16 protein-coding genes and 1 pseudogene are annotated in these 23,383 nt (G+C 64.3%); 8 read left to right on the top strand and 9 right to left on the bottom strand.

Annotated elements, in window-relative coordinates; translation table 11 throughout:
• Positions 1–84: 84 nt before the first annotated feature.
• Positions 85–786, bottom strand: a complete 702-nt coding sequence (locus ABIB66_RS05405; protein ID WP_007597749.1) for a response regulator transcription factor — start codon at positions 784–786, stop codon at positions 85–87.
• 241 nt (positions 787–1,027) lie between these two features.
• On the opposite strand from ABIB66_RS05405, the gene ABIB66_RS05400 reads away from it, so the two are divergent.
• The 3 genes from ABIB66_RS05400 (at position 1,028) to ABIB66_RS05390 (ending at position 6,358) form a co-directional block, all read left to right on the top strand.
• On the top strand, positions 1,028–1,777 hold the full coding sequence (locus ABIB66_RS05400; RefSeq protein WP_354206226.1) for a HugZ family pyridoxamine 5'-phosphate oxidase: 750 nt from the start codon (positions 1,028–1,030) through the stop codon (positions 1,775–1,777).
• A 76-nt stretch (positions 1,778–1,853) separates the two neighbouring features.
• Positions 1,854–4,463, top strand: coding sequence for a CHAT domain-containing protein (locus ABIB66_RS05395; RefSeq protein WP_354206228.1), 2,610 nt, complete (start codon positions 1,854–1,856; stop codon positions 4,461–4,463).
• Between the two features lie 278 nt (positions 4,464–4,741).
• Positions 4,742–6,358: a phosphoenolpyruvate carboxykinase gene (locus ABIB66_RS05390; protein ID WP_354206230.1), complete on the top strand. Its 1,617-nt coding sequence runs from the start codon at positions 4,742–4,744 to the stop codon at positions 6,356–6,358.
• Between the two features lie 165 nt (positions 6,359–6,523).
• Here the strand turns inward: ABIB66_RS05390 and ABIB66_RS05385 are convergent, their stop codons facing one another.
• Both ABIB66_RS05385 and ABIB66_RS05380 read right to left on the bottom strand, forming a co-directional pair.
• Complete coding sequence (locus tag ABIB66_RS05385; RefSeq protein ID WP_354064065.1) at positions 6,524–7,339, bottom strand: acyl-CoA thioesterase; 816 nt, start codon at positions 7,337–7,339, stop codon at positions 6,524–6,526.
• A gap of 94 nt (positions 7,340–7,433) precedes the next feature.
• Positions 7,434–9,950 (bottom strand): glycogen/starch/alpha-glucan phosphorylase, encoded by a 2,517-nt coding sequence (locus ABIB66_RS05380; RefSeq protein ID WP_354206438.1) that lies wholly within the window; start codon positions 9,948–9,950, stop codon positions 7,434–7,436.
• Positions 9,951–10,167: 217 nt separating this feature from the next.
• Here ABIB66_RS05380 and ABIB66_RS05375 point away from each other — a divergent pair, with 217 nt between their 5' ends.
• Positions 10,168–10,425 (top strand): hypothetical protein, encoded by a 258-nt coding sequence (locus tag ABIB66_RS05375; protein WP_354206440.1) that lies wholly within the window; start codon positions 10,168–10,170, stop codon positions 10,423–10,425.
• A gap of 64 nt (positions 10,426–10,489) precedes the next feature.
• Here ABIB66_RS05375 and ABIB66_RS05370 read toward each other — a convergent pair.
• Positions 10,490–10,752: pseudogene (locus ABIB66_RS05370) on the bottom strand (GIY-YIG nuclease family protein).
• A gap of 210 nt (positions 10,753–10,962) precedes the next feature.
• On the opposite strand from ABIB66_RS05370, the gene ABIB66_RS05365 reads away from it, so the two are divergent.
• Entirely contained in the window at positions 10,963–11,394 is a 432-nt protein-coding gene (locus ABIB66_RS05365; protein WP_007605013.1) for a hypothetical protein, read from the top strand.
• A 155-nt stretch (positions 11,395–11,549) separates the two neighbouring features.
• On the opposite strand, the gene ABIB66_RS05360 is transcribed toward ABIB66_RS05365, so the two are convergent.
• Together ABIB66_RS05360 and pyrE are read right to left on the bottom strand one after the other, a co-directional pair.
• Positions 11,550–12,323 carry a DUF2865 domain-containing protein gene (locus ABIB66_RS05360; protein WP_354206233.1) on the bottom strand — a complete coding sequence of 258 codons (774 nt, stop codon included), beginning with the start codon at positions 12,321–12,323 and terminating at the stop codon, positions 11,550–11,552.
• A gap of 179 nt (positions 12,324–12,502) precedes the next feature.
• On the bottom strand, positions 12,503–13,066 hold the full coding sequence (gene pyrE, locus ABIB66_RS05355) for an orotate phosphoribosyltransferase (RefSeq protein ID WP_018460046.1): 564 nt from the start codon (positions 13,064–13,066) through the stop codon (positions 12,503–12,505).
• A gap of 187 nt (positions 13,067–13,253) precedes the next feature.
• Between pyrE and ABIB66_RS05350 the strand changes: the two genes are divergently transcribed.
• Complete coding sequence (locus tag ABIB66_RS05350) at positions 13,254–13,880, top strand: glutathione S-transferase family protein (protein ID WP_354206235.1); 627 nt, start codon at positions 13,254–13,256, stop codon at positions 13,878–13,880.
• A gap of 115 nt (positions 13,881–13,995) precedes the next feature.
• Here the strand turns inward: ABIB66_RS05350 and ABIB66_RS05345 are convergent, their stop codons facing one another.
• From ABIB66_RS05345 to ABIB66_RS05335, 3 genes are all read right to left on the bottom strand, one after another.
• Positions 13,996–14,631 (bottom strand): LysE family translocator, encoded by a 636-nt coding sequence (locus tag ABIB66_RS05345; RefSeq protein WP_354206237.1) that lies wholly within the window; start codon positions 14,629–14,631, stop codon positions 13,996–13,998.
• Between the two features lie 260 nt (positions 14,632–14,891).
• A complete protein-coding gene (polA, locus tag ABIB66_RS05340; RefSeq protein WP_354254362.1) occupies positions 14,892–17,942 on the bottom strand; it encodes a DNA polymerase I in 3,051 nt (1,016 codons plus the stop codon).
• Positions 17,943–18,148: 206 nt separating this feature from the next.
• Positions 18,149–19,216 carry an acyltransferase family protein gene (locus tag ABIB66_RS05335; protein WP_354206240.1) on the bottom strand — a complete coding sequence of 356 codons (1,068 nt, stop codon included), beginning with the start codon at positions 19,214–19,216 and terminating at the stop codon, positions 18,149–18,151.
• 193 nt (positions 19,217–19,409) lie between these two features.
• Here ABIB66_RS05335 and ABIB66_RS05330 point away from each other — a divergent pair, with 193 nt between their 5' ends.
• Together ABIB66_RS05330 and hrpB are read left to right on the top strand one after the other, a co-directional pair.
• The gene (locus ABIB66_RS05330) at positions 19,410–20,726 is read left to right on the top strand and encodes a UDP-glucose dehydrogenase family protein (RefSeq protein ID WP_354064082.1); all 1,317 of its coding nucleotides are present in this window, start codon (positions 19,410–19,412) and stop codon (positions 20,724–20,726) included.
• Positions 20,727–20,883: 157 nt separating this feature from the next.
• A complete protein-coding gene (gene hrpB, locus ABIB66_RS05325; protein WP_354206243.1) occupies positions 20,884–23,361 on the top strand; it encodes an ATP-dependent helicase HrpB in 2,478 nt (825 codons plus the stop codon).
• Positions 23,362–23,383: the final 22 nt, after the last annotated feature.

Raw genomic sequence — 23,383 nt, 5'->3', positions numbered from 1 at the left:
AGGTCCCCGCATCCTAGAGCCATCCCGGTCCCGATGGAATCAGAACCGGCGATGCTCTCGGTCTTTCGTGGAGGCGCGTGCGCCTCAGGCTTCCTTGAAGCGGTAGCCGACGCCGTAGAGCGTCTCGATCATCTCGAACTCGTTGTCGACCACCTTGAACTTCTTGCGCAGCCGCTTGATGTGACTGTCGATGGTGCGGTCGTCGACATAGACCTGGTCGTCATAGGCGGCGTCCATCAGCGCGTTGCGGCTCTTCACCACGCCGGGCCGGGTCGCGAGTGCCTGCAGGATCAGGAATTCGGTGACGGTCAGCGTCACCGGCTCGTTCTTCCAGGTGCAGGTGTGCCGTTCAGGATCCATGCGCAGCAGGCCGCGGTCGAGCGCCTTGGCGTCGTTCTCCTTCGGCGTGACGGTCGGGTCCTTCGGCGCCGAACGGCGCAGCACCGCCTTGACGCGCTCGACCAGCAGGCGCTGCGAGAATGGTTTGCGGATGAAGTCGTCGGCGCCCATCTTGAGGCCGAACAACTCGTCGATCTCTTCGTCCTTGGAGGTCAGGAAGATCACGGGCAGGTCGGATTTCTGCCGCAGCCGGCGCAACGTCTCCATGCCGTCCATGCGCGGCATCTTGATGTCGAGGATGGCAAGATCGGGCTGGGTGGTACGGAAACCGTCGAGCGCGGAGGCGCCGTCAGTATAGGTCATGATGCGATAGCCTTCGGCCTCCAGCGCGATCGAGACGGATGTGAGAATGTTGCGGTCGTCGTCGACCAAAGCGATTGTGGGCATGAGCCTCTGCTTTCTGCTTTCCGTTTGGGTCGTGGCTTGAAACGGCGAGCAATCCACTGATGCGCCGCATACATGGGTGCCGATGTTGGCAGTCGAACCTTGTCACCGAGCAATGCAAGCTAGGCTGAAGTGTGACCAAGTTCCACGAAACACGGCAGATTCGCCGCATCTCGACCCATAACCGGGCCCCGGTTTACCCGAAAAAAGGCCCTCCATGCAACCACCTGACCCGAGAAAGCTGATGCAACCGACCCCCGATTTCGATCCCGGAAAGCTCGCCAAATCGCTGCTGCGGCGGTCACGGCAGGGTGCCTTGGCGACGTTGATGGCCGGCAGCGGCGATCCCTATTGCTCCCTGGTCAATCTGGCCAGCCATCCGGATGGCTCTCCGATCCTGCTGATCTCGGGATTGGCGGTGCACACCAGGAACATCCTGGCCGACAGCCGGGTGTCCATGATGCTGGACGAGCGGGCGGCGGGCGATCCGCTGGAAGGCGCCCGGATCATGCTGTCCGGTCATGCCGAGTCGGCCGATGCCGACCAGGATCTGCTCCAGCGACGGTATCTCAATGCCCATCCCTCAGCGGAAGCCTTTGTTTCTTTTAAGGATTTCTCTTTCTTTCGGATCCGGCCCACGAGAACCCATCTGGTCGCGGGCTTCGGCCGGATCGTCGACCTCAAGCCGGAGCAATTCCTCACGGACCTCACGGGCGCCGAGGACTTGCTGGCGGCGGAGGAGGGCGCGGTGGAGCACATGAATGCCGACCACCGCGAGGCCATGGGCCTCTATGCAACAAAGCTGCTGGGCGCGGCCGCGGGCGACTGGCGCTGCACCGGTTGCGATCCGGAGGGCCTCGACATGCAGGACGGCCAGACCGCCTTGAGGCTGGACTTCCCGGAGCGCGTGGCTGATGGCACGGCGCTGCGCAAGATGCTGGTTCGCCTCGCCGGAGAAGCGCGCGCCAGGATGGACCAGAGCGCAACACATTGAACGCTGCCGCCCGTCGCCGCGACCCAACTCCGTAATCGGTACCGTAACCGGTCGGAAGGCGGCGGCGAGAGCGTCAATGACAGAATGGAAGAGACTGACGCTGGTAGCGGGTTTGACGCTCGCGATCACCGCATCGCTTGTCACGCTTAGCGTTGCCCAGACAAGCTCTGCTCCGAAAGGTCTCGCCGCGGAGAGCGCGCGCATCAACGCATTGATGAGCGCCGGCAGATATTCGGAAGCACTGCCTTTGGCGCAAGGCATGGTCGCGAGCCTGGAGAAGAGCGACACCGGTCGCGAACTCTCCGCCGCGCTGAACAACCTCGGCCAGGTTCATGCCGGTCAGGGCCACGACGATCTGGCCGAACCGCTCTACAAGCGCGCCATCATGTTGATGGAAAAGTCGCTCGGTCTCGAAACCCCGCTGCTTGGAGCCGAACTGAGCAATCTCGCCGCGCTCTACCAGCGGCAGAGCCGCTATGCCGAGGCCGAACCGCTGTTCAGGCGCGCGCTCGCCGTTCGCGAGAAGGGGCTGTCGCGCGAGCATCCCGATGTCGGCCAGTCCCTCAACAATCTCGCCACGCTCCATGTGAAGCAGCAGCACTATGCGAATGCCGAGCCGCTGTTTCAGCGGGCGCTCGCGATCTACCAGAAGGCCGGCGGCCCCGAGCATCCGGCGGTGGCCACCGTCCTGAACAATCTCGGCCAGGTCTATCGCGATCTCAACCGCGATGCGGACGCGGAAGCGCCGATCAAGCGCTCGCTCGCGATCCGCGAGAAGGTGCTGGGACCGGATCATCCCGACGTTGCCCGCTCCCTCAACAACCTCGCCGGCCTCTATGAGCACCAGCAGCGCTACGGCGGCGCCGAGCCGCTTTATCGCCGCGCGCTGGCTATTCGCGAACGTGCGCTCGGGCCCGATCATCCCGACGTCATGACCTCGACCAGCAATCTCGCTTATTTCCTCTACGTGGCCGGGCGCACCGCGGACGCATTGCCGTTCGCGGAAAGGACGCTTCGGGGCGATCGCGCGCAGTTGCGCGTCGTGTTGCCGGTCCTGTTCGCCGCACGCCAGCAAGATCTGCTGCCCGGCGACAAGGCGCTGGACCAGGCCCTCGCCGCGATCCAGCGCGGTACGCAATCCTCCGCCGCATCCGCCGTAAACAAGCTCGCGGTTCGGCTTGCTGCCGGCAGCGACCGGCTCGCCGAGCTGGTGCGCCGGGACCAGGACCTCGCGGCTGAGTCCGAGGCACTCGACAAGGCGATCGTCACCGCGGTGTCGAAGCCATCTGCGCAGCGCGATCTCGCAGCCGAGCAGCGCAGCCGCGTGCGGATTGCAACGATTGCCAACGAGCGTGCGGGCTTGCAGAAGACTCTCGCGGTCGAGTTTCCCGACTATGCGTCGCTCTCCAATCCCCTGCCGTTGACGGCAAAGGACATTCAGCTGCTGCTGTCGGCGGACGAGGCGATGGTGCTCTACTCCGTCGTCGACAAGCAAAGCTATGTCATCGCGATCACGCGCGAGGGCGTCGGCTGGAGGGCGATTCCACTCGGCGCGGATGCGCTGACGCAGAAGGTGACGGCATTCCGCAAGGGACTCGACGTCGGCAAAGCGCGCGATGCCTCCGGCAAATCCGGATTGTTCGATCTCGCACTCGCCAACGAGCTCAATGTCGCGCTGCTCGGTCCGGTCGAGGCGTTGACAAAGGACAAGCGCAGCCTGCTGGTGGTGCCGTCGGCTGCGCTGACCGCCTTGCCGTTTCATCTGCTCGTCACCGAGAAGCCGCAGGCTGCGATCCCCGACACGCTCGAAGGCTATCGCGGCGCCGCCTGGCTGCTGCGGCGCCAGGCCGTCTCGGTGCTGCCGTCGGTGGTCAGCCTGAAATCGCTGCGGGCCTTCGCCCGTCGGGACCAAAGCGTGAAGCCGATGACCGGCTTTGGCGATCCCGTGTTCAATCCCGCGCTGGAAGCGCCCGCCGAGCGGCGCGCCGCGAGCGGCAAGGTCGTCGCGCGCAGCATCGCGACCATTGCCTATAGCGACTTCTGGCGCGGTGCCGGCGTCGATCGCGCGCGGCTTGCGCAGGCGCTGCCGCAGCTGCCCGACACCGCCGATGAGTTGAACGCGGTGGCCAGGGATGTCGGGGCTGCCGAGGCCGATATCCATCTCGGCCGCGACGCCAGCGAAACGACGCTGAAGCGTGCAGCGCTTGCTCAATACGGCATCATCTACTTTGCCACCCACGGCCTGGTTGCCGGCGACATCAAGGGACTGGGTGAGCCCTCGCTCGCGCTCTCGATTCCTGATCAGCCCACGGAGCTCGACGACGGTCTGCTCACTGCGAGTGAAGTCGCCCAGCTCAAGCTCAACGCGGATTGGGTTGTGCTCTCGGCCTGCAACACCATCGCAGGCGACCAGCCCGGCGCCGAGGCCCTGTCGGGACTGGCGCGCTCGTTCTTCTACGCCGGTGCGCGCGCGCTGCTGGTCTCGCATTGGGCCGTGGATTCGGAAGCTGCCACCCGCTTGACCACATCGACTTTCGAGCTGCTCAAAAACGAACCAAAGATCGGCCGTGCCGAAGCTTTGCGCCGCGCAATGTTAACCTATGTTGACGACACCTCGTCACCGCGCAACGCATACCCCGCGATGTGGGGCCCGTTCGCGCTGATCGGCGAAGGCGCGGTACGATAGGATGGCGCGGAAGATTGTGCGGCGCAGCAACCTCGTAGAACGCCGAAACGCGCATTTGGTTGCGCGATCATTGTTGATTTTTTGATGCACCTGCTCAGAGCTGACATGCGCGACGTTTGGCGCGGTCTTTGAATAAACCAAATCCTAAGGGATCAGCTTGGCAACGCCAGCGTTCATCAGTATTAGGTCGTTCCAACCGAGGCCGGACGGCCTGTAATCACGGTGACCGCGGCGGCGCCAAGCATGATCGCGCTGAGTGGGTTCTAGGAGGATTTTTCGTGCAAGAGACGGGCGTGCGCAACGGTGCCTTCGGCGCCGACAAATTCGGCTTAAAGAATCTCAAGCAGGTTCACTGGAACCTCGGTGCGCCGCAACTCTATCAATACGCGCTCTCCGCGGGCGAGGCGGTGCTGTCGGCCGATGGCGCGCTCTGCGCCGATACCGGCGAGTTCACCGGCCGCAGCCCCAAGGACAAATTCACGGTGCGTGACGCCACCACCGACAAGAAGATGTGGTGGGCCGGCAACCAGTCGATCACCGCAGAGCAGTTCGAGACGCTCTACCAGGACTTCCTCAAGCACGCTGAAGGCAAGTCGCTGTTCGCACAGGACCTCTATGGCGGCGCCGATCCGGCTTATCGCATCAAGACCCGCGTCTTCACCGAGCTCGCCTGGCACTCGCTGTTCATTCGCACGCTGCTGATCCGCCCCGAGGCCGTCGAGTTGTCGAGCTTCACGCCGGAGCTCACCATCATCGACATGCCGAGCTTCCGCGCCGATCCGAAGCGCCATGGCTGCAAGTCGGAGAACGTCGTCGCGATCGATTTCGCCCGCAAGATCGTGCTGATCGGCGGGTCTTATTATGCCGGCGAGATGAAGAAGTCGGTCTTCACCACGCTGAACTACTATCTCCCCGAGCGCGGCGTGATGCCGATGCATTGCTCGGCCAATGTCGGCGCCAAGGGCGATGCCGCGATCTTCTTCGGCCTGTCCGGCACCGGCAAGACCACGCTGTCGGCCGATCCGAACCGCACGCTGATCGGCGATGACGAGCACGGCTGGGGCCCGAACGGCGTCTTCAACTTCGAAGGCGGCTGCTACGCCAAATGCATCAAGCTGTCGCAGGAAGCCGAGCCCGAGATCTATGCCGCCTCGACCCGCTTCGGCGCGGTGCTCGAGAACTGCGTGCTCGACGAAGACACTCGCGTGGTCGATTTCGACGACGGCTCCAAGACCGAGAACACGCGCTCGGCCTATCCGCTCGAATTCATCCCGAACGCCTCGCGCACCGGCCGCGCGCCGCAGCCGAAGAACGTGGTGATGCTCGCCGCCGACGCCTTCGGCGTGCTGCCGCCGATCGCCAAGCTCTCGCCGGCGCAGGCGATGTATCACTTCCTCTCGGGCTACACCGCGAAGGTCGCGGGCACCGAGCGCGGTCTTGGCAACGAGCCGCAGCCGGAATTCTCGACCTGCTTCGGTTCGCCCTTCCTGCCGCTCGACCCCAGCGTTTACGGCAACATGCTGCGCGACCTGATCGCCCAGCACAATGTCGACTGCTGGCTGGTCAACACCGGCTGGACCGGCGGCAAGTACGGCACCGGATCGCGCATGCCGATCAAGGTGACGCGCGCGCTGCTGACCGCGGCGCTCGACGGCTCGCTTCGCAACGTCGAATTCCGTACCGACAAATATTTCGGTTTCGCGGTCCCGACCGCGCTGCCGGGCGTGCCGAGCGAGATCCTCAACCCGGTCAACACCTGGAAGGACAAGGACGAGTTCGACAAGACCGCCCGCGCGCTGGTCGGCATGTTCCAGAAGAACTTTGCCAAGTTCGAAGCCCAGGTCGACGCCGAGGTCCGCGCCGCCGCGCCGGACGTGAAGCTCGCGGCGGAGTAAGTTTGTTCTGTCTTTATCGCAAAGGGCGGCCGTGAGGCCGCCCTTTTTGTTTGTGCGATATCTCTCCACTCGTCATTGCGAGCGTAGCGAAGCAATCCAGAATCCCTCCGCGGAAACAGTCTGGATTGCTTCGCTGCGCTCGCAATGACGAACTTGCGGAAGCAGCTACGCCTTGAAATAGGCGATCTGCGTCGTGGTCGCGAGCAATCTTCCGTTCGGCGACCACAGTTCGGCGTTCTGGTCGGCGTAGCTCTTGTGCATGATCTTCGAATCGGCCGTCGCCAGCACGCGGGTGATGTCCTCGGCGGCGAGCTCTTCGCTGTCCGTGTGGAAATACGTCGTCAGCGACACCGTGCCGAACGGCACCAGCTCGCGCCGCGCGTGGAAGATGCGGCCGAAGAAGGCGTCCGACATCGATATCAGCGCCGGCATGTCGAGCTTGCGCGGCTCGCGATCACTGATCCAAAGCTTTGAGTAAGTGCTGGCGAGCTCGGACTTGGGCGGGCCGATCCGCATCTCGCCCTCGACGAAGCGGAATTCATATTGGTTGGCCCAGGACGCCGCGATCTTCGGGAACGGCATCGTCTGTTCGAACGGCCTTGCATCAGGATATTGCGCCACCCTGTGCTCCCAGGACGGCCGGCGTTCAGCAAAAACGGCGGTGGCGAGCGTTGCGACCTCGCCGCCGCCTTGCGACAGTTCGACGCTCCAGTGCTGGCTGGAGCGGTTGGCCTTCACCAGCCGCACGTCCAGATCGAACGGCCCCTTCGCGATCGGTGCGCAGTAATTGACGGTGAGCGCCAGCGGATCGCCGGCGCGTTGCGGATGCTCGATCAGCGCACGGAGGACAGTCGCAGCCGTGACGCCGCCGAACGGGCCGACAAAGGCCCAATAGTCGTCGCTGGTGTGTCCCTGCCAGCTGGAGTCACCGGCGGTGACGCGAGTGGCATCGTCGAAGGGGTGCGGGAGCTTGGCGTGCATTGTTTGATCCGGCGTTCAATGACGGACGTCATATCACGTCCGCCGCCGGCTTGTGCAATTACCTCGTGGGTAACCGATTTCACGCCGCGGAAATTCAGCCCGCGACGTCGCGCAAGGTCGGCAGCAACGGCGTGGTCGGGTTGACCGGCACGTTCCAGATCTCCTCGGCGTATTCGCGGATGGTGCGGTCGGAGGAGAACCACGCCATGCGCGCCACGTTGAGGATCGAGGCGCGCGTCCAGGCCGGCGCCACCTGCCAGCGCGCATCGACGCTGCGCTGCGCCTCGTAATAGGAATCGAAATCGGCGCTGACCATGTAATGGTCGAGATAACGCAGCGCGTGCGCGATGGATTCGAAGCGGCCGGGATCGCCGGGCGAAAACTCGCCCACGCCGATGGCATTGATGGCGCGCTGGAGCTTCGGCGAATTGCGGATCACGTCGGAGGCGTCCAGCCCCTGCTTGCGCCGGATCATCACGTCGCCGGCTTCCATGCCGAAGATCGCGATGTTCTCGGCGCCGACATGGTCGCGGATCTCGATGTTGGCGCCGTCGAGCGTGCCGATGGTGAGGGCGCCGTTCAGCGACAGCTTCATGTTGCCGGTGCCGGAGGCTTCCATGCCGGCCGTCGAGATCTGCTCGGAGAGGTCGGCCGCAGGAATGATGACTTCGGCAAGGCTGACATTGTAGTCGGGCAGGAAGATGACCTTGAGCTTGCCACCGATCGCGGGATCGTTGTTGACGACTTCCGCAACGTCGTTGATCAGCTTGATGATCAGCTTGGCGTAGCGGTAGCTCGCCGCAGCCTTACCCGCAAAGATCTTCACCCGTGGCACCCAATTGCCGTTGGGATCGTCCTTGATCGCCTGGTACAGCGCGACGGTCTCGATGACGTTGAGAAGCTGGCGCTTGTATTCGTGGATGCGCTTGATCTGCACGTCGAACAGCGCGGTCGGATCGACCTTGATACCGAGCCGCTCGCCGATCAGGCGCGCCAGCGCGGTCTTGTTGTGAAGCTTGACTGCGCGGAACTTCTTCTGGAATTCGACGTCGCTGGCGCGGGCTTCGATCAGGCTGAGCTGCGTCGGGTCGTCGAGCACGGCATCGCCGCAGGCCTCACGCAACAGATCGGTCAGCTTCGGGTTCGCCAGCATCAGCCAGCGGCGGAAGGTGATGCCGTTGGTCTTGTTAGTGATGCGGCCGGGGTAGAGATGGTTGAGATCGTGGAATACGGTCTCTCGCATCAGGTCCGAATGCATCGCCGAGACGCCGTTGATACGGTGCGAGCCGACGAAGGCGAGTTGGCCCATGCGCACGCGCCGCCCGCTCCTCTCGTCGATCAGCGAGACCGAGGCGCGGAAGTCGATGTCGCCGGGAGCGCGCGCCTCTGCGAGCGCGAGATGCTGCACGTTGATGCGGTAGATGATCTCGAGATGCCGCGGCAACAGCCGTTCGAACAGCTCGACCGGCCAGGTCTCCAGCGCCTCGGGCAGCAGGGTGTGGTTGGTGTAGGACAGCGTGGCGACCGTGATCTTCCAGGCCTCGTCCCAGCGGAAATTGTGGTCGTCGATCAGGATCCGCATCAGCTCGGTGACGGCCAAGCTCGGATGGGTGTCGTTGAGCTGCACCGCGACCTTGCTGGACAGGCTAAGGAGCTGGCCGTCGGAGGCAAGATGCCGCTTGATCAGGTCCTGCAGCGAAGCCGAGACGAAGAAATATTCCTGGCGCAGGCGCAGCTCGCGACCCGCCGGGCTCTCGTCGTTCGGGTAGAGGAATTTACAGATCGCTTCCGCGCGCGACTGCTCGGCGCTGGCGCTGACATAGTCGCCGGTGTTGAAGGCGTCGAGCTTCAACGGATCGGGCGAGCGGGCCGACCACAGCCGCAGCGCGTTGACGTGCTGGCCGCGCCAGCCGACGATCGGCGTGTCATAGGCCATCGCCTGCACGGTCTCGGACGGATGCCAGATCGCGCGATCGCGGCCCTTGTCGTCGACATGCTCGACACCGCCGCCGAAGCGAATGTCGTAGATCACTTCGGGCCGCTGCAATTCCCAGGGGTTGCCGAAGCCGAGCCATTCGTCCGGATATTCCTGCTGCCAGCCCTGATTGATGATCTGGCGGAACAGGCCGTAATCATAACGGATGCCGTAGCCGATCGCGGGGATCGACAGCGTCGCCATGCTCTCCATGAAGCAGGCGGCAAGTCGTCCGAGCCCGCCATTGCCGAGCGCTGCGTCCGGTTCGCATTTGCGCAGCTCAGGCAAGGAGACGCCGAGATCGCCGAGCGCGACCTCAAAGATCTTCAGCAGCCCCATATTGTTCAGCGCGTCGCTGAAGAGGCGGCCGATCAGGAATTCGAGCGAGAGATAGTAGACGCGCTTGCGCCCTGCATCGTAGCTGTGCTTCTCGGCCGTGAGCCAGCGATGCACGATGCGGTCGCGCAGCGCCAGCGCCGCGGCCTGGTACCAGTCGTGCTTGGTGGCCATGCCCGCATCCTTGCCGATGGCAAGGCGCAGCTTCGCCAGGATCGCGCCCTTGATCTCAGCCAGCGCGAGCTCGTCGATGGGCTGGTTGGGAGCGGGAAAATTGGGCTGGAACGATGAATCTTGCAAAGTCGTCACTTCCTGGTCGCGAGAACACTACTGACCCTACGCATCTTGCCTGTGCACCGGAACCGTCGCTGGTGCGACCGTGCACTGCGCTGGCGTAAAATTATGCAAGGAACGGGCCGATTTGGGAACCCGGACGCATACGGGGAAACGTGGCTTTGGTGCTAGAATGGCGGCCAATTCAGCCATCAGTGTGGAGGAGACGCCCATGAAAGCTCTGATGAACTCTCTGATGAGACCCGTGATGCGACGACTGATCGAAATCGCCGCCGCCACCTTCCTCGTCGTCTGCATCACCGCGTCCAGCGCCGCCTTCGCCGCCGGCAAGATCGGCCGCAGCGCCGACGGCCTGAGCTGTGCCGTCACTCTTCCGCAAAACGCAACGCCCGCCGCCCGCTGCGCCGCCATCAAGCGCCAATGCGGCGGCAAGTTTTATGCGAGCGCGTGTGGGGATAAGTTGATGTCGGCGGCAAATTGAGGAGAGTGGCTCGCTAAAAAGTTGGTGTCGTCCCGGCGAAGGCCGGGACCCATAACCACTGATGTCAGAGAAGTTGCGATAGATCGCGCCAATCTGGATTTCCTTTTCGATCAGGCGTATCTTCCAGTCACGTTGCCATTCTTTCAGCGCTTTCTCACGTGCGATCGCTTCGGATGGTGTCGCGTACGTCTCAACGTAGACAAGTCGCGTTACACCGTACTTCGCGACGAACTTCGAACCGCGTCCGGAGCAATGCAATGTAAGTCGATTCACGAGGTCACGGCAGACGCCAATGTAAAGCGTGCCATATCGTCGACTGGCCAGAATGTAGACGTATTACGCGGCCGGTGCATTCATTGTGCGGCACCCGTTTCCGACATGTCTCATAGCGGTGGCTATGGGTCCCGGCCTTCGCCGGGACGACGATATGGAGATCAGAACAAATTAAGAACACTTTAGCAAGTATTTGATATATCATTGTGATTCGGCGCGTTGCCGACACAATATCTAGCGTCCGCCAGACTTCGCGAGGACTACATGTCCACCATTGCCTTCGATCAATTTGCCCTCACCAGGATCGCCGATTTCGCGCGGTCGCTGTCGCGGCTGCATCAGGCGGCGCGGCGCTACGCGGTCGATGACGACCAGTTCGACCGCGAGTTCAACGCGGTGTGCCAGTCGATCTGGGGCTACACCATCGACGACGTCAGCGACGATCTGTTTTCGTCCGAGGACCATTTGTTTCTCGACACGCTGGACGAAGCCCATGCGCGCATCTTCGCCGCCGAGCAGGGTTATGACCTTGTCGACGATCAAGGCATGCTCACCGACTGGTGGGGTTTTTGCTGGATGATCCTGGCCGAGAAGCGCGGCCTGCTCACGGCAGACAACCGCGCCGCCGCGCGCGCGGCGATCGAGGAGAAATATCTGGCGGCGCCGAATGTGATCGGCGTGATCATCGGGAGGTAATCCACCATCCTCTGTCATTGCGAGGAGCTCTTGCGACGAAGCAATCCAGAGTGCCTCCACGAAGGCAGACTGGATTGCCTCGCTTCCGCCTTCGCTCTTCGAGCTTCGGCGGACAAGTCGCTCGCAATGACGGCTTGGCTACAGACGAGCCCGAGCTAATCCAGCCCCGCCCGCTTCGCCGGCTTCTGCGTCTTCGGCACCGTCACGTCGGGTAGCGTCTCGCGCACGATCTCCGCGGCCGGGCCATCCGCCGCCACCGTCTCGGCGCGCACCGGCGCCACCTTCATCTCGCCGAGCCTCGCGCGGACCTGCGCGGTGAGACCGGGATAGGAGGCGACCGGGGTGAAGTCCGCGGCCTGGTCGTTGCCGACGCGGATGCCGGTATAGGCGACGAGGCCGTCGCTGGTGGCGATCACGTCGCCGGGTTTCAGCGACGAGTCCAGCGCCAGATCGACCGGAGCAAGGCCGACCGGCTCGCGGCCGTTGCAGGTGCAGTCGGCGCGTAGCGCCTTGCGATAGGCGAACGCATTCTCGCTATCGGCATAGCGCTCGCCGGTCTGCGACGCGGCGCCGTCGATCGAGGAGCCGAAATAGATTTTTGTCGCGCTCGCAGGACAGAAGGCCTGACACATCTGCGCGGGCGAGGTGAGGCCGCGCATCAGCGGAAAATATTTGCCGTCGCAGCTGCGCACGCAGAACGCCGGTCCCGAGCCGCCGGCCGCGGCCGAACGTGTCGGCGGCACGTATTGCGGGGATGCGGCGTTCTGCTGGCCGGTGAAGGGATCGGCGTAGGAGCTCGCCTGCTGCGGTACCTCACGCTGTGGCCGCTGCTGCTGCATTCCGCCGAAGAAGAAGTCGAACAGGCCTTCGGCTGAAACCGGGGCCGGAGCCGCAAGCAGCGGGGCTGCCAATGTGGCGGCTACGAGCATCGCGCGACGCCGCGCATGGGACATGATTGTACGCAAACGCTTACTCCACCCGACGCTACCCAACCGGCCGGGACCATCAGGTCTCAGCACATGATTCACCATAAGGCGGGATGGTAAATGAGCGGTTGAGGGTGGAGCGGTGTCGCCGACGGGCACGACGGCGGAGAAAGTCTAGCCGCTCAAGCCTTCAAGAACTCCGACGCCTTGTACAGCGAGCGGAATGGCAGCCCGGCTGCGCCAAAGGTGTCGTCGGCGCCTTCCTCGCGGTCGACCATGGTCAGCACCAGCACCACCTCAGCGCCGGTCTCGCGCACCGCTTCCACCGCCTTCATCGCCGAGCCGCCGGTGGTGGTGACATCCTCGACGATCACGACGCGCTTGCCCTCCAGCGTCTCGCCCCTGGGCAGCCCCTCGATCGCGAGCTTGGCGCCATGCTCCTTCGGCTTCTTGCGCACGAAGAAGGCCGCGATGGGATGGCCCTTGATCCAGGAGATCTGCGCCAGCGCCCCGGCCAGCGGCACCGCGCCCATCTCGAGCCCGCCGATGAAATCGAGCTGGTCGTCCTTCAGCGCTTCATAGGTCAGCTCGGCGAGCAGGGTCGCGCCCTCCGGGTCGAGCATGGTCGGCTTGAGGTTGAAGTAGAAGTCGCTCTTGCGGCCCGACGCGAGCGTCACCTCGCCGCGGCCGAAGGAGCGCCGGCGGATGATCTCGAACAGGCGGGCGCGGGAGGCTGATTTAGACACGGCGGGCCCTCGGGAGCGTTTTTGGAGGTGGCGGAATTTATCCGCGACGGCCCCGACATTCCAGAGGGGGCTTCCCCCGTCAACAGGGATCGGCCATCCCGGCCCGCCGGTTGTGGGGGTGCAACGTTCTGGAGTAGGTGGATGCCGGATATCTGGGCCAAGAAGACTGGGCAAGGAAACGCGACAGATGACTATCGAGCTGCACACCTGGAACACGCCGAACGGCCGCAAGATATCGGTCGCGCTGGAGGAAATGGGGCTGCCCTACAAGGTGATCCCGGTGAATATCAGCAAGGGCGAACAGATGGCGCCGGAGTTCCTGAAGCTCTCGCCCAACAACAAGATTCCCGCGATCCTCGATCCCGATGGCCCCGACGGCAAGCCCGTCAGCATCTTCGAGTCGGGTGCGATCCTGCTTTATCTCGGTGAAAAGACCGGCAAATTCCTGCCGAAATCGCTTTCGGGCCGCATCCCCGTCTATGAATGGCTGATGTGGCAGATGGGCGGTTTCGGGCCGATGCCGGGCCAGGTGCACCATTTCATCGCGCTCGAGAACGAGCAGGACCGCGCCTACGGCCTCAAGCGCTACATGGCGGAGACGCGACGGCTCTACGGCGTCCTCGACCGCCGGCTAGCGGACCGCGACTTCGTCGCCGGCGAGCTCTCGGTAGCCGATTTCGCCATCCTGGGCTGGGCCTGGCGTCACCCTCGCCATAAGGTTGACCTGGCCGACTTCCCCCACGTGAAGCGCTGGTACGAGGCCCTGATGGCGCGCCCGGCGGTGCAGCGGGGCATGGAGGCGAAGCTGGATTGAGGGTGGTGTCATCGCCCGCGAAGGCGGGCGATCCAGTATTCCAGAGGCGGTGGTGATTAACCGAGAGGCCGCGGCGTACTGGATGCCGCGCCTGCGCGGGGCATGAAAGTGTGCCTCACACCTTCCGCGCCTCGACTGCCATCCGCACTGCAAGCCCGGCCAGCACCGTGCCCATCAGCCAGCGCTGGACCAACATCCAGCTTGGCCGGCTTGCGAGAAACAGCGCGATCGATCCGGCCGCGAGCGCGATCATGGCATTCACGCTGACACTGATCGCGATCTGGATCGCGCCGAGCACGACTGACTGAGTCAGCACGCTGCCGGCGGTGGGATCGATGAACTGCGGCAGCAGCGCGAGATAAAGCATCGCGATCTTCGGGTTGAGCAGATTGGTGACGAACCCCATTGCGAACAATTTGCGCGGGCTGTCGATCGCAAGCTGCTTCACCTGGAATGGCGAGCGACCGCCCGGCTTCACCGCCTGCCAGGCCAGCCACAACAGATAACCCGCGCCGGCAAAGCGCAGCGCGTCATAGGCGAAGGGAACGGCGAGCAGCAGCGCCGTGATGCCGAACGCCGCGCACAGCATGTAGAACACGAAGCCGAGCGCCACGCCGCCGAGCGAGACGATGCCCGCCGCCGGCCCTTGCGTGATCGAACGCGAGATCAGGTAGATCATGTTCGGCCCGGGCGTGAGCACGAGGCCGAGGCAGACGAGGGCGAAGCCGAGCAGGGCGGGGGTGTGGGGCATGGCTGAACCGGTGCGCGAGACAGCATGGTTCTAATATGCGTGGCCCAGTGGGGCCATCGCGCAATTGCACGGAGGACAATTCGATCCGTGTCTCTCTCTATAGGTCGTCCCGGCGAAGGCCGGGACCCATACCCCCAAGAAGAAGTTTGAAGTGAGATTGTAGTTGGCAATCTTCGCCCAACTCGATCCTCGGCGTATGGGTCCCGGCCTTCGCCGGGACGACACTGTAAGTTTGGAAGGAGCGTAGTGAAGACCTAGCTTCAATGCGCCTCGTCCCAATTGTTCGCCGCGCGTGCATCGACATGCAGCGGCACCGAGAGCAGCACGGCCGGGAACGGTGCGTCCTGCATCACGTGCTGCACGACGGGGAGCGTGGCCTCGACCTCCGCGTCCGGCACCTCGAAGATCAGTTCGTCATGCACCTGCAGCAGCATCTGCGCAGACAGCTTCTTCTGGACCAGGGCATCCTCCATCCGCGTCATGGCGCGGCGGATGATGTCGGCGGCGGTGCCCTGGAGCCGGGCGTTGATCGCGGCGCGCTCGTTGAAGGCGCGCACCGAGGCGTTCGAAGCCTTGATGTCGGGATAGTACATCTTCCGTCCGAACAGCGTGGTGACGTAGCCGTGGCTCCGGCAGAAATCGCGCGTCTCGTCCATATAGGCGCGGATGCCGGGGAAGCGCTCGAAGTACTTCTTGATGTAAGCGGAGGCCTCTTCGCGCGCGATGCCGAGCTGGTTGGCGAGGCCGAACGCCGAAATGCCGTAGATGATGCCGAAATTGATCGCCTTGGCGCGGCGCCGGATTTCGCTCGGCATGCCCTTGATCGGCACCCCGAACATTTCCGATGCCGTCATGGCGTGAATGTCGAGACCGTCGCGGAACGCCTGCTGCAGCACGGGAATGTCGGCGATCTCGGCGAGCAGCCGCAGCTCGATCTGCGAATAGTCGGCGGAGACGAGCTTGTGCCCCGGCGTTGCGATGAAGGCACGGCGGATTTTTCTGCCGTCCTCGGTGCGCACCGGAATGTTCTGCAGATTCGGCTCGTTCGACGACAGCCGGCCCGTCGTGGTCGCGGCCAGCGCGTAGGTCGTGTGGACGCGGTGGGTCTGCGGATTGACGTAGGTCGGCAGCGCGTCGGTGTAGGTCGATTTCAGCTTCGAGACCTGGCGCCACTCCAGAATCTTCTTCGGGAGGTCGTGGCCCTGCTCGGCAAGTTCGTCGAGCACCTGAGCGGTGGTGGACCACGCGCCGGTCTTGGTCTTGGTGCCGCCGGACAGCCCCATCTTGCCGAACAGGATGTCGCCGATCTGCTTCGGGCTGCCGACATTGACGGGCTCGCCCGCGATCTGCTGGATTTCGGCTTCGACGCGCGCCGCGGTCTGGGCGAAGTCGCCGGAGAGACGCGACAACACCTGGCGGTCGATCGAGATGCCGCGCCGCTCCATGCGTGCGAGCACCGATACCAGGGGTCGTTCCAGCGTCTCGTAGACTGTGGTCATGTGCTCGGCGACAAGGCGCGGTTTCAGCACGCGCCAGACGCGCAAGGTCATGTCGGCGCCTTCCCCCGACAGCGGCGCGGCCTTGTCGATCGGCACCTGGTCGAACGTGATCTTGCCCTTGCCGCTGCCGAGCAGCTCGTTCTCTTTGAGCATGGCGTGGCCGAACCAGCGCTCGGATAGCTGCTCCAACGCATACGAGCCGCGGCCGGCGTCGAGCACGTAGGAGATCAGCTGTGCATCATCGGTGTTGCGCAATGTGATGCCGTGCTGCGCCAGCATCACCGCGGTGAATTTGACGTCGAAGCCGATCTTGAGAATGCCCGGTGATTCCAGCACCGGTCGCAGCGCCTCGATCGCCTCGGCATGCCTGACCTGATCGGGCGCGAGGCCGGCGTCGAACAGGCCGGCGCCGCCGCCGGACTGCTTGTGCGCCAGCGGCACGTAACAGGCCTCGTTCGGCGCCAGCGCCAGCGCGATGCCGCAGAGATCGGCCTGCATCGGATCGATCGAGTTTGCCCGGATCTCGACCGCGACATGGCCGGCATCATGGATGCGCGCGATGAAGGCGTTCAATTCCGCGAGCGTCTTGACGGCCTGGTACTTGCTGCGGTCGACCGGAAGCTTGCGCAAAGCCTCTTCGCGCGCGGCGGCGAGAGAGATCGGCGCGCCCTTCGGACTCGCGGCCTTGTCCTCCTTGCTCGCCGATGCGTTGCGCTGGCCCGCCGAAACTTGCGCCGGCGCGCCGGTTCCCGAGGCGGGCACGACGTCCGAAGGCGGCAGCGGCGAGAAGACGCTGGCGCCGCTGGAATAGCCCGGATCGGCATCGACGTTGGCCGGATCGATCTGCGAGAACTCGGCGACGCGGCGCGTCAGCGTGGAAAATTCCATCGCCTTCAGGAACGCGATCAGCTTGCGTGCATCGGGCTCGTGGACGGCGAGATCGTCCAGCGGGACTTCGAGGTCGACCTTGTCGTCGAGCAATACGAGCTGTCGCGAGATGCGCGCCTTCTCGGCGTTCTCGATCAGCGCCTCGCGCCGCTTCGGCTGTTTGATTTCGGTGGCGCGGAACAGCAGTTGCTCGAGATCGCCATATTCGACGATCAGCTGCGCCGCGGTCTTGATGCCGATGCCGGGCACGCCAGGCACGTTGTCAGTGGAATCGCCGGCCAGGGCCTGCACTTCCACCACCTTCTCCGGCGGCACGCCAAACTTCTCGATCACCTCGGGGATGCCGATGCGGCGGTCCTTCATGGTGTCGTACATGGTGACGCAATCGGTGACGAGCTGCATCAGGTCCTTGTCGGAGGACACGATCGTCGCGCTCGCGCCGCGCTCGCAGGCTTGCCGCACATAGGTCGCAATCAGATCGTCGGCCTCGAAGCCGACCTGCTCCAGGCAAGGCAGGTCGAAGGCGCGTACCGCTTCGCGGATCAGTGAAAATTGCGGGATCAGATCGTCCGGGGCTGGCGCCCGGTGCGCCTTGTACTCAGGATAGATCTTGTTGCGGAAGGTGATTTCCGACTTGTCGAAGATGATCGCCAGATGCGTCGGCCGGTTGTCCTCGGGCATCTCGCGCAACAGCTTCCACAGCATGTTGCAGAAGCCGAGCACGGCATTCACCTGCAAGCCGTCGGACTTGCGGTTCATCGGCGGCAGCGCGTGATAGGCGCGGAAGATGTAGCCGGAACCGTCGACCAGGAAGACATGGTCGCCCTTGCCGGCCGCCTTCGCAGCGACGGGCTTGGCAGCAGCTGTCGCTGCAGCGGGTTTGGTTTCAGCTTTGGCGGCGGTCTTTGGGGAGCTCTTGGGCATGGCCGCAATGTATGAATTTTTGCGGGCTTTGACAGCCTTGGGAGGGGGATTTTTGGCTTGCGGATGCCGCTATCCCCACTGTCATTCCCCGCATCCCACTGTCATTCCCCGCGAAGGCGGGGAATCCAGTACACTGCGGCTTATCGGCTGAACCACAGACTCTCGGCGTACTGGGTCGCCAGGTCAAGCCAGGCGACGACAGCGTGCTATTCCGCCGCCTGCAGCACCGCGCTTGTCTTCTTCGGCGCGATCCAGAACGCATCGGGCCGATCGAACAGAAAACTGCCGCCAAGGCGCAGAGCGATCTGCCAGATTGCGAGCGCTCCGATCACGCCGGCGATGGTCACGATCAGCGACACCGCACCGATGTCGGGAATGATGCCCGTGCGCAATAGCAGCGTCCGTGTCGCCGCCATCGGCAGGAAGAAGGCGAGATAGATCACGATCGAATGCTCGCCGCAGAAACGGAAGACGTTCAGCCATTGCGCGCGCGCGAGCAGCGTGCCCATCGTGATGATGGCGCAGGCGCCGGCGAAGCCGAGCACGAGCGATACGATTTTCCATTCGCCGGCCCCGAGCGCAACGAGGCCGGCATTGACCAACGCCCATGTCGCGAGCGCTGTCAGCGCCCATGCGGGATGATTGCGCGCGCGGTCCGACAGCGCGAACACGTAGGGCGCGAACAGATAGCCCGAATAGAAATAGACGAAGCGCGAGCAGAACTCGTCAATCGCGGTCCAGCCGGTTGCGACACGCGCCGTCTCCAGTGCGGCCGCGATGAGCCAGATCGCGGGCGGCGGGATTCGCCGTGTCAGTTTTGTGACGACGAAGAAGATCGGCAGGAGGTAGATGAACCACAGCGTGCCGAACGGCTCGACGAAGGATTCCAGATAGAGCAAGCCGGCGTCGCGCCAGCTCGTTTCCGCTGCAAATGCGGGGGCCTTGAAGCCGAACTGGATTGTCACCCAGACGACATAGAAATAGGCGAAATGCACCACCTTGCGGTCGAGATAGGTTCGCCAGTCCCGGTCGATCACCAGTGGCAGGAACAGACCCGAAATCAGGAAGAAATCCGGCATCCGGAACGGCTTTGCGAAGGCCACCAAGACATGCATGAAACCGGTCTCGCCGGCGGCAAGCTCGACCCCCAGCACCGAATGCATCATCACGACCATGACGATGCAGATGCCCTTGGCGTAGTCGACCCAATCGACACGCGTAGCGGAAGGGGCCTTGAGTCCCCCGCTCGCGGCGATTGTGCCTGATAGTGCCATGATGTCTCTTTTCGAGGCGTGTTCCGACGGGATCTGTGTAAACGCGGAGCAGTTTGGCGCCTTGCGACTTACGATTTCTTAACCGGTACAATTGCCGTGCCGTTTTTTGCACGCGGGCTGTTCCCTCCCCCCGGGAAAATGCTAAACCGCCCTAGAATTGCGGTTTCGTTAACCAAGCCAAACAGGGTTTTTCATGCGCATTGCTATGATCGGCACGGGCTATGTGGGACTGGTGTCCGGGGCCTGCTTTGCGGATTTCGGTCACGACGTCATCTGCGTCGACAAGGACGAGAAGAAGATCGCGGCCCTTCATCGCGGCGAGATACCGATCTACGAGCCCGGGCTCGACGAACTGGTCGCGACCAACGTCAAGGCCAAGCGGCTGGAGTTCACCACCGATTTGTCCAAGCCGGTCGCGGATGCCGATGCTGTCTTCATCGCGGTCGGCACGCCCTCGCGCCGCGGCGACGGTCACGCCGATCTGTCCTACGTCTATGCGGCCGCGAAAGAGATCGCGCAGTCGCTGTCCGGCTTCACCGTCGTCGTGACCAAGTCGACCGTACCGGTCGGCACCGGCGACGAGGTCGAGCGCATCATCCGCGAAACCAGCCCCAAGGCCGACGTCGTCGTCGCCTCGAACCCTGAGTTTCTGCGCGAGGGCGCGGCGATCCGCGACTTCAAATTCCCCGACCGCATCGTCGTCGGCACCGCCGACGAACGCGGCCGCAAGGTGATGAGCGACATCTATCGGCCGCTGTCACTGAACCAGGCGCCGCTGATGTTCACGGAACGCCGCACCGCCGAGATGATCAAATACGCCGCCAATGCGTTCCTCGCGACCAAGATCACCTTCATCAACGAGATCGCGGACCTCTCCGAGAAGGTCGGCGCCAACGTGCAGGAAGTCGCGCGCGGCATTGGCCTGGACAACCGCATCGGCACCAAATTCCTGCATGCCGGTCCCGGCTTCGGCGGCTCGTGCTTCCCAAAGGACACCAAGGCGCTGATCAAGATCGCGCAGGACTACGACGTGAGCTTGCGCATCGTCGAATCCGTGCTGGCGGTCAACGAGAACCGCAAGCGGGCGATGGCGCGAAAAGTGAGCCAGGCGCTCGGCGGCTCGCTGCGCGGCAAGACCATCGCCGTGCTCGGCCTCACCTTCAAGCCCGACACCGACGACATGCGCGATGCGCCGTCGATCCCGTTGGTCACGGGCCTGATCGACATGGGCGCGAAGGTGAAGGCCTTCGATCCCGTCGGCATGGAGCAGGCGAAGAGCGAGCTGCCCAGCATCACTTATTGCGAGGACGCCTATTCCTGCGCGGAAGGCGCCGATGCGATCGTCATCGTCACCGAATGGGTGCAGTTCCGTGCGCTCGATCTCGACCGGCTGAAGGCGACCATGGCGCAGCCCGTCATCGTCGACTTGCGTAACATCTACCGCCCCGAGGAGATGGCTGCGGCCGGCTTCGTTTATGAGAGTGTCGGACGGCCGCCGGTGCAGGGCTGAAAGTTACATGTCGTTGTCGGGCTAAAACCGTCATGGCCGGGCTTGTCCCGGCCATCCACGTCTTGTTCACTCTCGGCTGAAAGAACGTGGATGCTCTGGACTTCTGCGCGAGGACGCGCTTCGCGCTATTGCCCGGGCATGACGATCGGATAGTTCTTTGCCCCGCAGTTTCGACACGCCCCTCCCGATCGATGCCGTGCTCGACGACCTCTCGCGCACGCTGGAGGCGCATAACGCCGCCGTGCTGGTGGCGCCGCCGGGCGCCGGCAAGACCACGCGCGTGCCACTGGCGCTGCTCGATGCCCCATGGGCGAAGGGCAAGAAGATCATCGTGCTGGAGCCGCGGCGCATCGCGGCGCGCGCCAGCGCCGACCGCATGGCCAAATCACTGGGCGAACGCGCCGGCGAGACCGTCGGCTATCGCGTCCGCTTCGGCTCGAAGATCTCGCGCGCGACCCGCATCGAGGTGGTGACGGAGGGTATCTTCACCCGCCAGATCCTCGACGATCCCGAGCTGTCGGGCATCGCCGCCGTCCTGTTCGACGAATTCCACGAGCGCTCGCTCGATGCCGACATGGGCCTCGCGCTGGCGCGCGATGCGCAAACCGGCCTGCGTGAGGATTTGCGCATCCTCGTGATGTCGGCAACGCTCGATGGCGCCCGCGTGGCAAGATTGCTCGGCGAAGCGCCCGTCGTCGAAAGCGAGGGGCGCGCCTTTCCGGTCGAGACGCGCTATCTCGGCCGCAAGGCGGACGTGCCGGTGGAACGGCAGATGGCGGATGCGATCGCCTCGGCACTGCGCGCCGATGCCGGCTCGGTGCTGGCGTTCCTGCCGGGCGCCGCTGAAATCCGCCGCACCCAGAATTTCCTCGGCGAACGCGTGCAGGATTCCAGCATCGAAATCGTGCCGCTGTTCGGCGCGCTCGACGCCGCCGTGCAGGACCGTGCCATCTCGCCGGCGCCCAAGGGCACGCGCAAGGTGGTGCTGGCGACCTCGATCGCGGAGACCTCGTTGACCATCGAGGGCGTGCGCATCGTGGTCGATTCCGGTCTTGCCCGCGTGCCGCGCTACGAGCCCGACATCGGCCTGACCCGGCTCGAGACCGTGCGCGTCTCGCGCGCGGCGGCGGACCAGCGCCGCGGCCGCGCCGGCCGCACCGAGCCCGGTGTCTGCTACCGGCTCTGGGACGAACCTCAGACGGCCTCGCTCGCGCCCTACACCCAGCCCGAGATCCTCAGCGCCGATCTGTCCTCGCTGGTGCTCGATCTCGCGCAATGGGGCGTCGCCGATCCTGCCGCGCTGTCGTTTCTCGACCCGCCGCCGCAGCCGGCCTGGAAAGAAGCAAAAAGCCTGCTCTCCGAGCTCAATGCGCTCGATGGCGACGGCCGCATTACCGCGGAAGGCAAGAGCCTGCGCGCGCTGGCGCTGCCGCCGCGGCTCGCGCGCATGATCGTGGATTCGCATCGTGCCGGCGAGGGCGACGCCGCCGCCGAGATCGCCGCCATCATCACCGAGCGCGGGCTCGGCGGCGACAGCGTCGATCTCGAGCACCGGCGCGATCAGTTCCGCCGCGACCATTCCCCGCGTGCAGCAAGCGCGCGCGACCTCGCGCGGCGCTGGGCCTCGCAGGTGGCGGCGTCAGAGAAGGCGGCGACCGGAGAAGGTGACCTCTCGGCCGGCCTGATGCTCGCCTACGCCTTCCCGGATCGCGTCGCGCGCAACCGCGGCAATGGCAGCTTCGTGCTCGCCAACGGCCGTGGTGCCGCCGTCGATCAGACCTCGTCACTCGCCCGCGCGCCCTATATCGCGATCGGCGAGATGACAGGCACGGCGGCGAGCGGACGCATTCTGCTCGCAGCGCAAATCTCGCAGGACGAGATCGAGCAGCATTTCGCCGAGCATATCGAATCCGTCGAGGAGATATCGTTCGATCGCGGCGCGATGGCGTTGCGGGCGCGGCGCAAGCGCGCGCTGCACGCGATCACTCTCTCCGAGGCGACACTTGCCGTATCGCCTTCGGAGGACACCGCGCGCATCTTGGCGGACGGGCTGATCGCCGCCGGCCTCGACCGGCTGCCCTGGTCGAAGGCCGCCAAACAATGGCGCGATCGCGTGATGTTTTTGCGCAAGGCCGAAGGCGACAGCTGGCCGGATCTTTCGGACGACGGGCTGATCGCGCGGCGCGACGATTGGCTGGTGCCGGCGCTCTACGACAAGATCGCGCTGAAGGATATCTCCGCCGGCGATCTCTCCGACGCACTGATGACGTTGCTGCCGTGGGAGATGCGCGCGCGGCTCGACCGCGAGGCGCCGACGCATTTCGAGGCGCCGACCGGCAGCGTGCTCGCGATCGACTATGAAGCCGAGCAGGGGCCGACCATCGCGGTGCGGCTCCAGGAATTGTTCGGCCTCAACACCCATCCGTCGATCGCCGCCGGCAAGGTGCCGTTGGTGCTCGAGCTGCTGTCGCCGGCGCAACGCCCGGTGCAGGTGACCCGAGATCTCCCCGGTTTCTGGCGCGGCAGCTACAATGCCGTGCGCTCCGATTTGCGCGGCCGCTACCCGCGCCATCCCTGGCCGGAAGATCCGGCGAATGCGCTGCCGACCCGGCGGGTCAAGCCGCGCGGGACGTGAGCGTTACGAAGACCCATTAACC

The organism is Bradyrhizobium sp. F1.13.3 (assembly GCF_040548265.1).
Lineage (GTDB): Bacteria > Pseudomonadota > Alphaproteobacteria > Rhizobiales > Xanthobacteraceae > Bradyrhizobium.
Note: the sequence above shows the minus strand (reverse complement) of the source record. Positions and strands in the feature narration are given on the sequence as shown.

Excerpts from the sequence above, each read along its gene's own strand:
- ABIB66_RS05375 (WP_354206440.1), top strand. The coding sequence starts at position 10,168 with ATGAACTCTCTGATGAGACCCGTGATGCGACGACTGATCGAAATCGCC.
- ABIB66_RS05395 (WP_354206228.1), top strand. The coding sequence starts at position 1,854 with ATGACAGAATGGAAGAGACTGACGCTGGTAGCGGGTTTGACGCTCGCG.
- ABIB66_RS05405 (WP_007597749.1), bottom strand. The coding sequence starts at position 786 with ATGCCCACAATCGCTTTGGTCGACGACGACCGCAACATTCTCACATCC.
- ABIB66_RS05350 (WP_354206235.1), top strand. The coding sequence starts at position 13,254 with ATGACTATCGAGCTGCACACCTGGAACACGCCGAACGGCCGCAAGATA.
- polA (WP_354254362.1), bottom strand. The coding sequence starts at position 17,942 with ATGCCCAAGAGCTCCCCAAAGACCGCCGCCAAAGCTGAAACCAAACCC.
- ABIB66_RS05365 (WP_007605013.1), top strand. The coding sequence starts at position 10,963 with ATGTCCACCATTGCCTTCGATCAATTTGCCCTCACCAGGATCGCCGAT.
- ABIB66_RS05335 (WP_354206240.1), bottom strand. The coding sequence starts at position 19,216 with ATGGCACTATCAGGCACAATCGCCGCGAGCGGGGGACTCAAGGCCCCT.
- ABIB66_RS05330 (WP_354064082.1), top strand. The coding sequence starts at position 19,410 with ATGCGCATTGCTATGATCGGCACGGGCTATGTGGGACTGGTGTCCGGG.
- ABIB66_RS05345 (WP_354206237.1), bottom strand. The coding sequence starts at position 14,631 with ATGCCCCACACCCCCGCCCTGCTCGGCTTCGCCCTCGTCTGCCTCGGC.
- ABIB66_RS05400 (WP_354206226.1), top strand. The coding sequence starts at position 1,028 with ATGCAACCGACCCCCGATTTCGATCCCGGAAAGCTCGCCAAATCGCTG.
- ABIB66_RS05360 (WP_354206233.1), bottom strand. The coding sequence starts at position 12,323 with ATGCTCGTAGCCGCCACATTGGCAGCCCCGCTGCTTGCGGCTCCGGCC.
- ABIB66_RS05385 (WP_354064065.1), bottom strand. The coding sequence starts at position 7,339 with ATGCACGCCAAGCTCCCGCACCCCTTCGACGATGCCACTCGCGTCACC.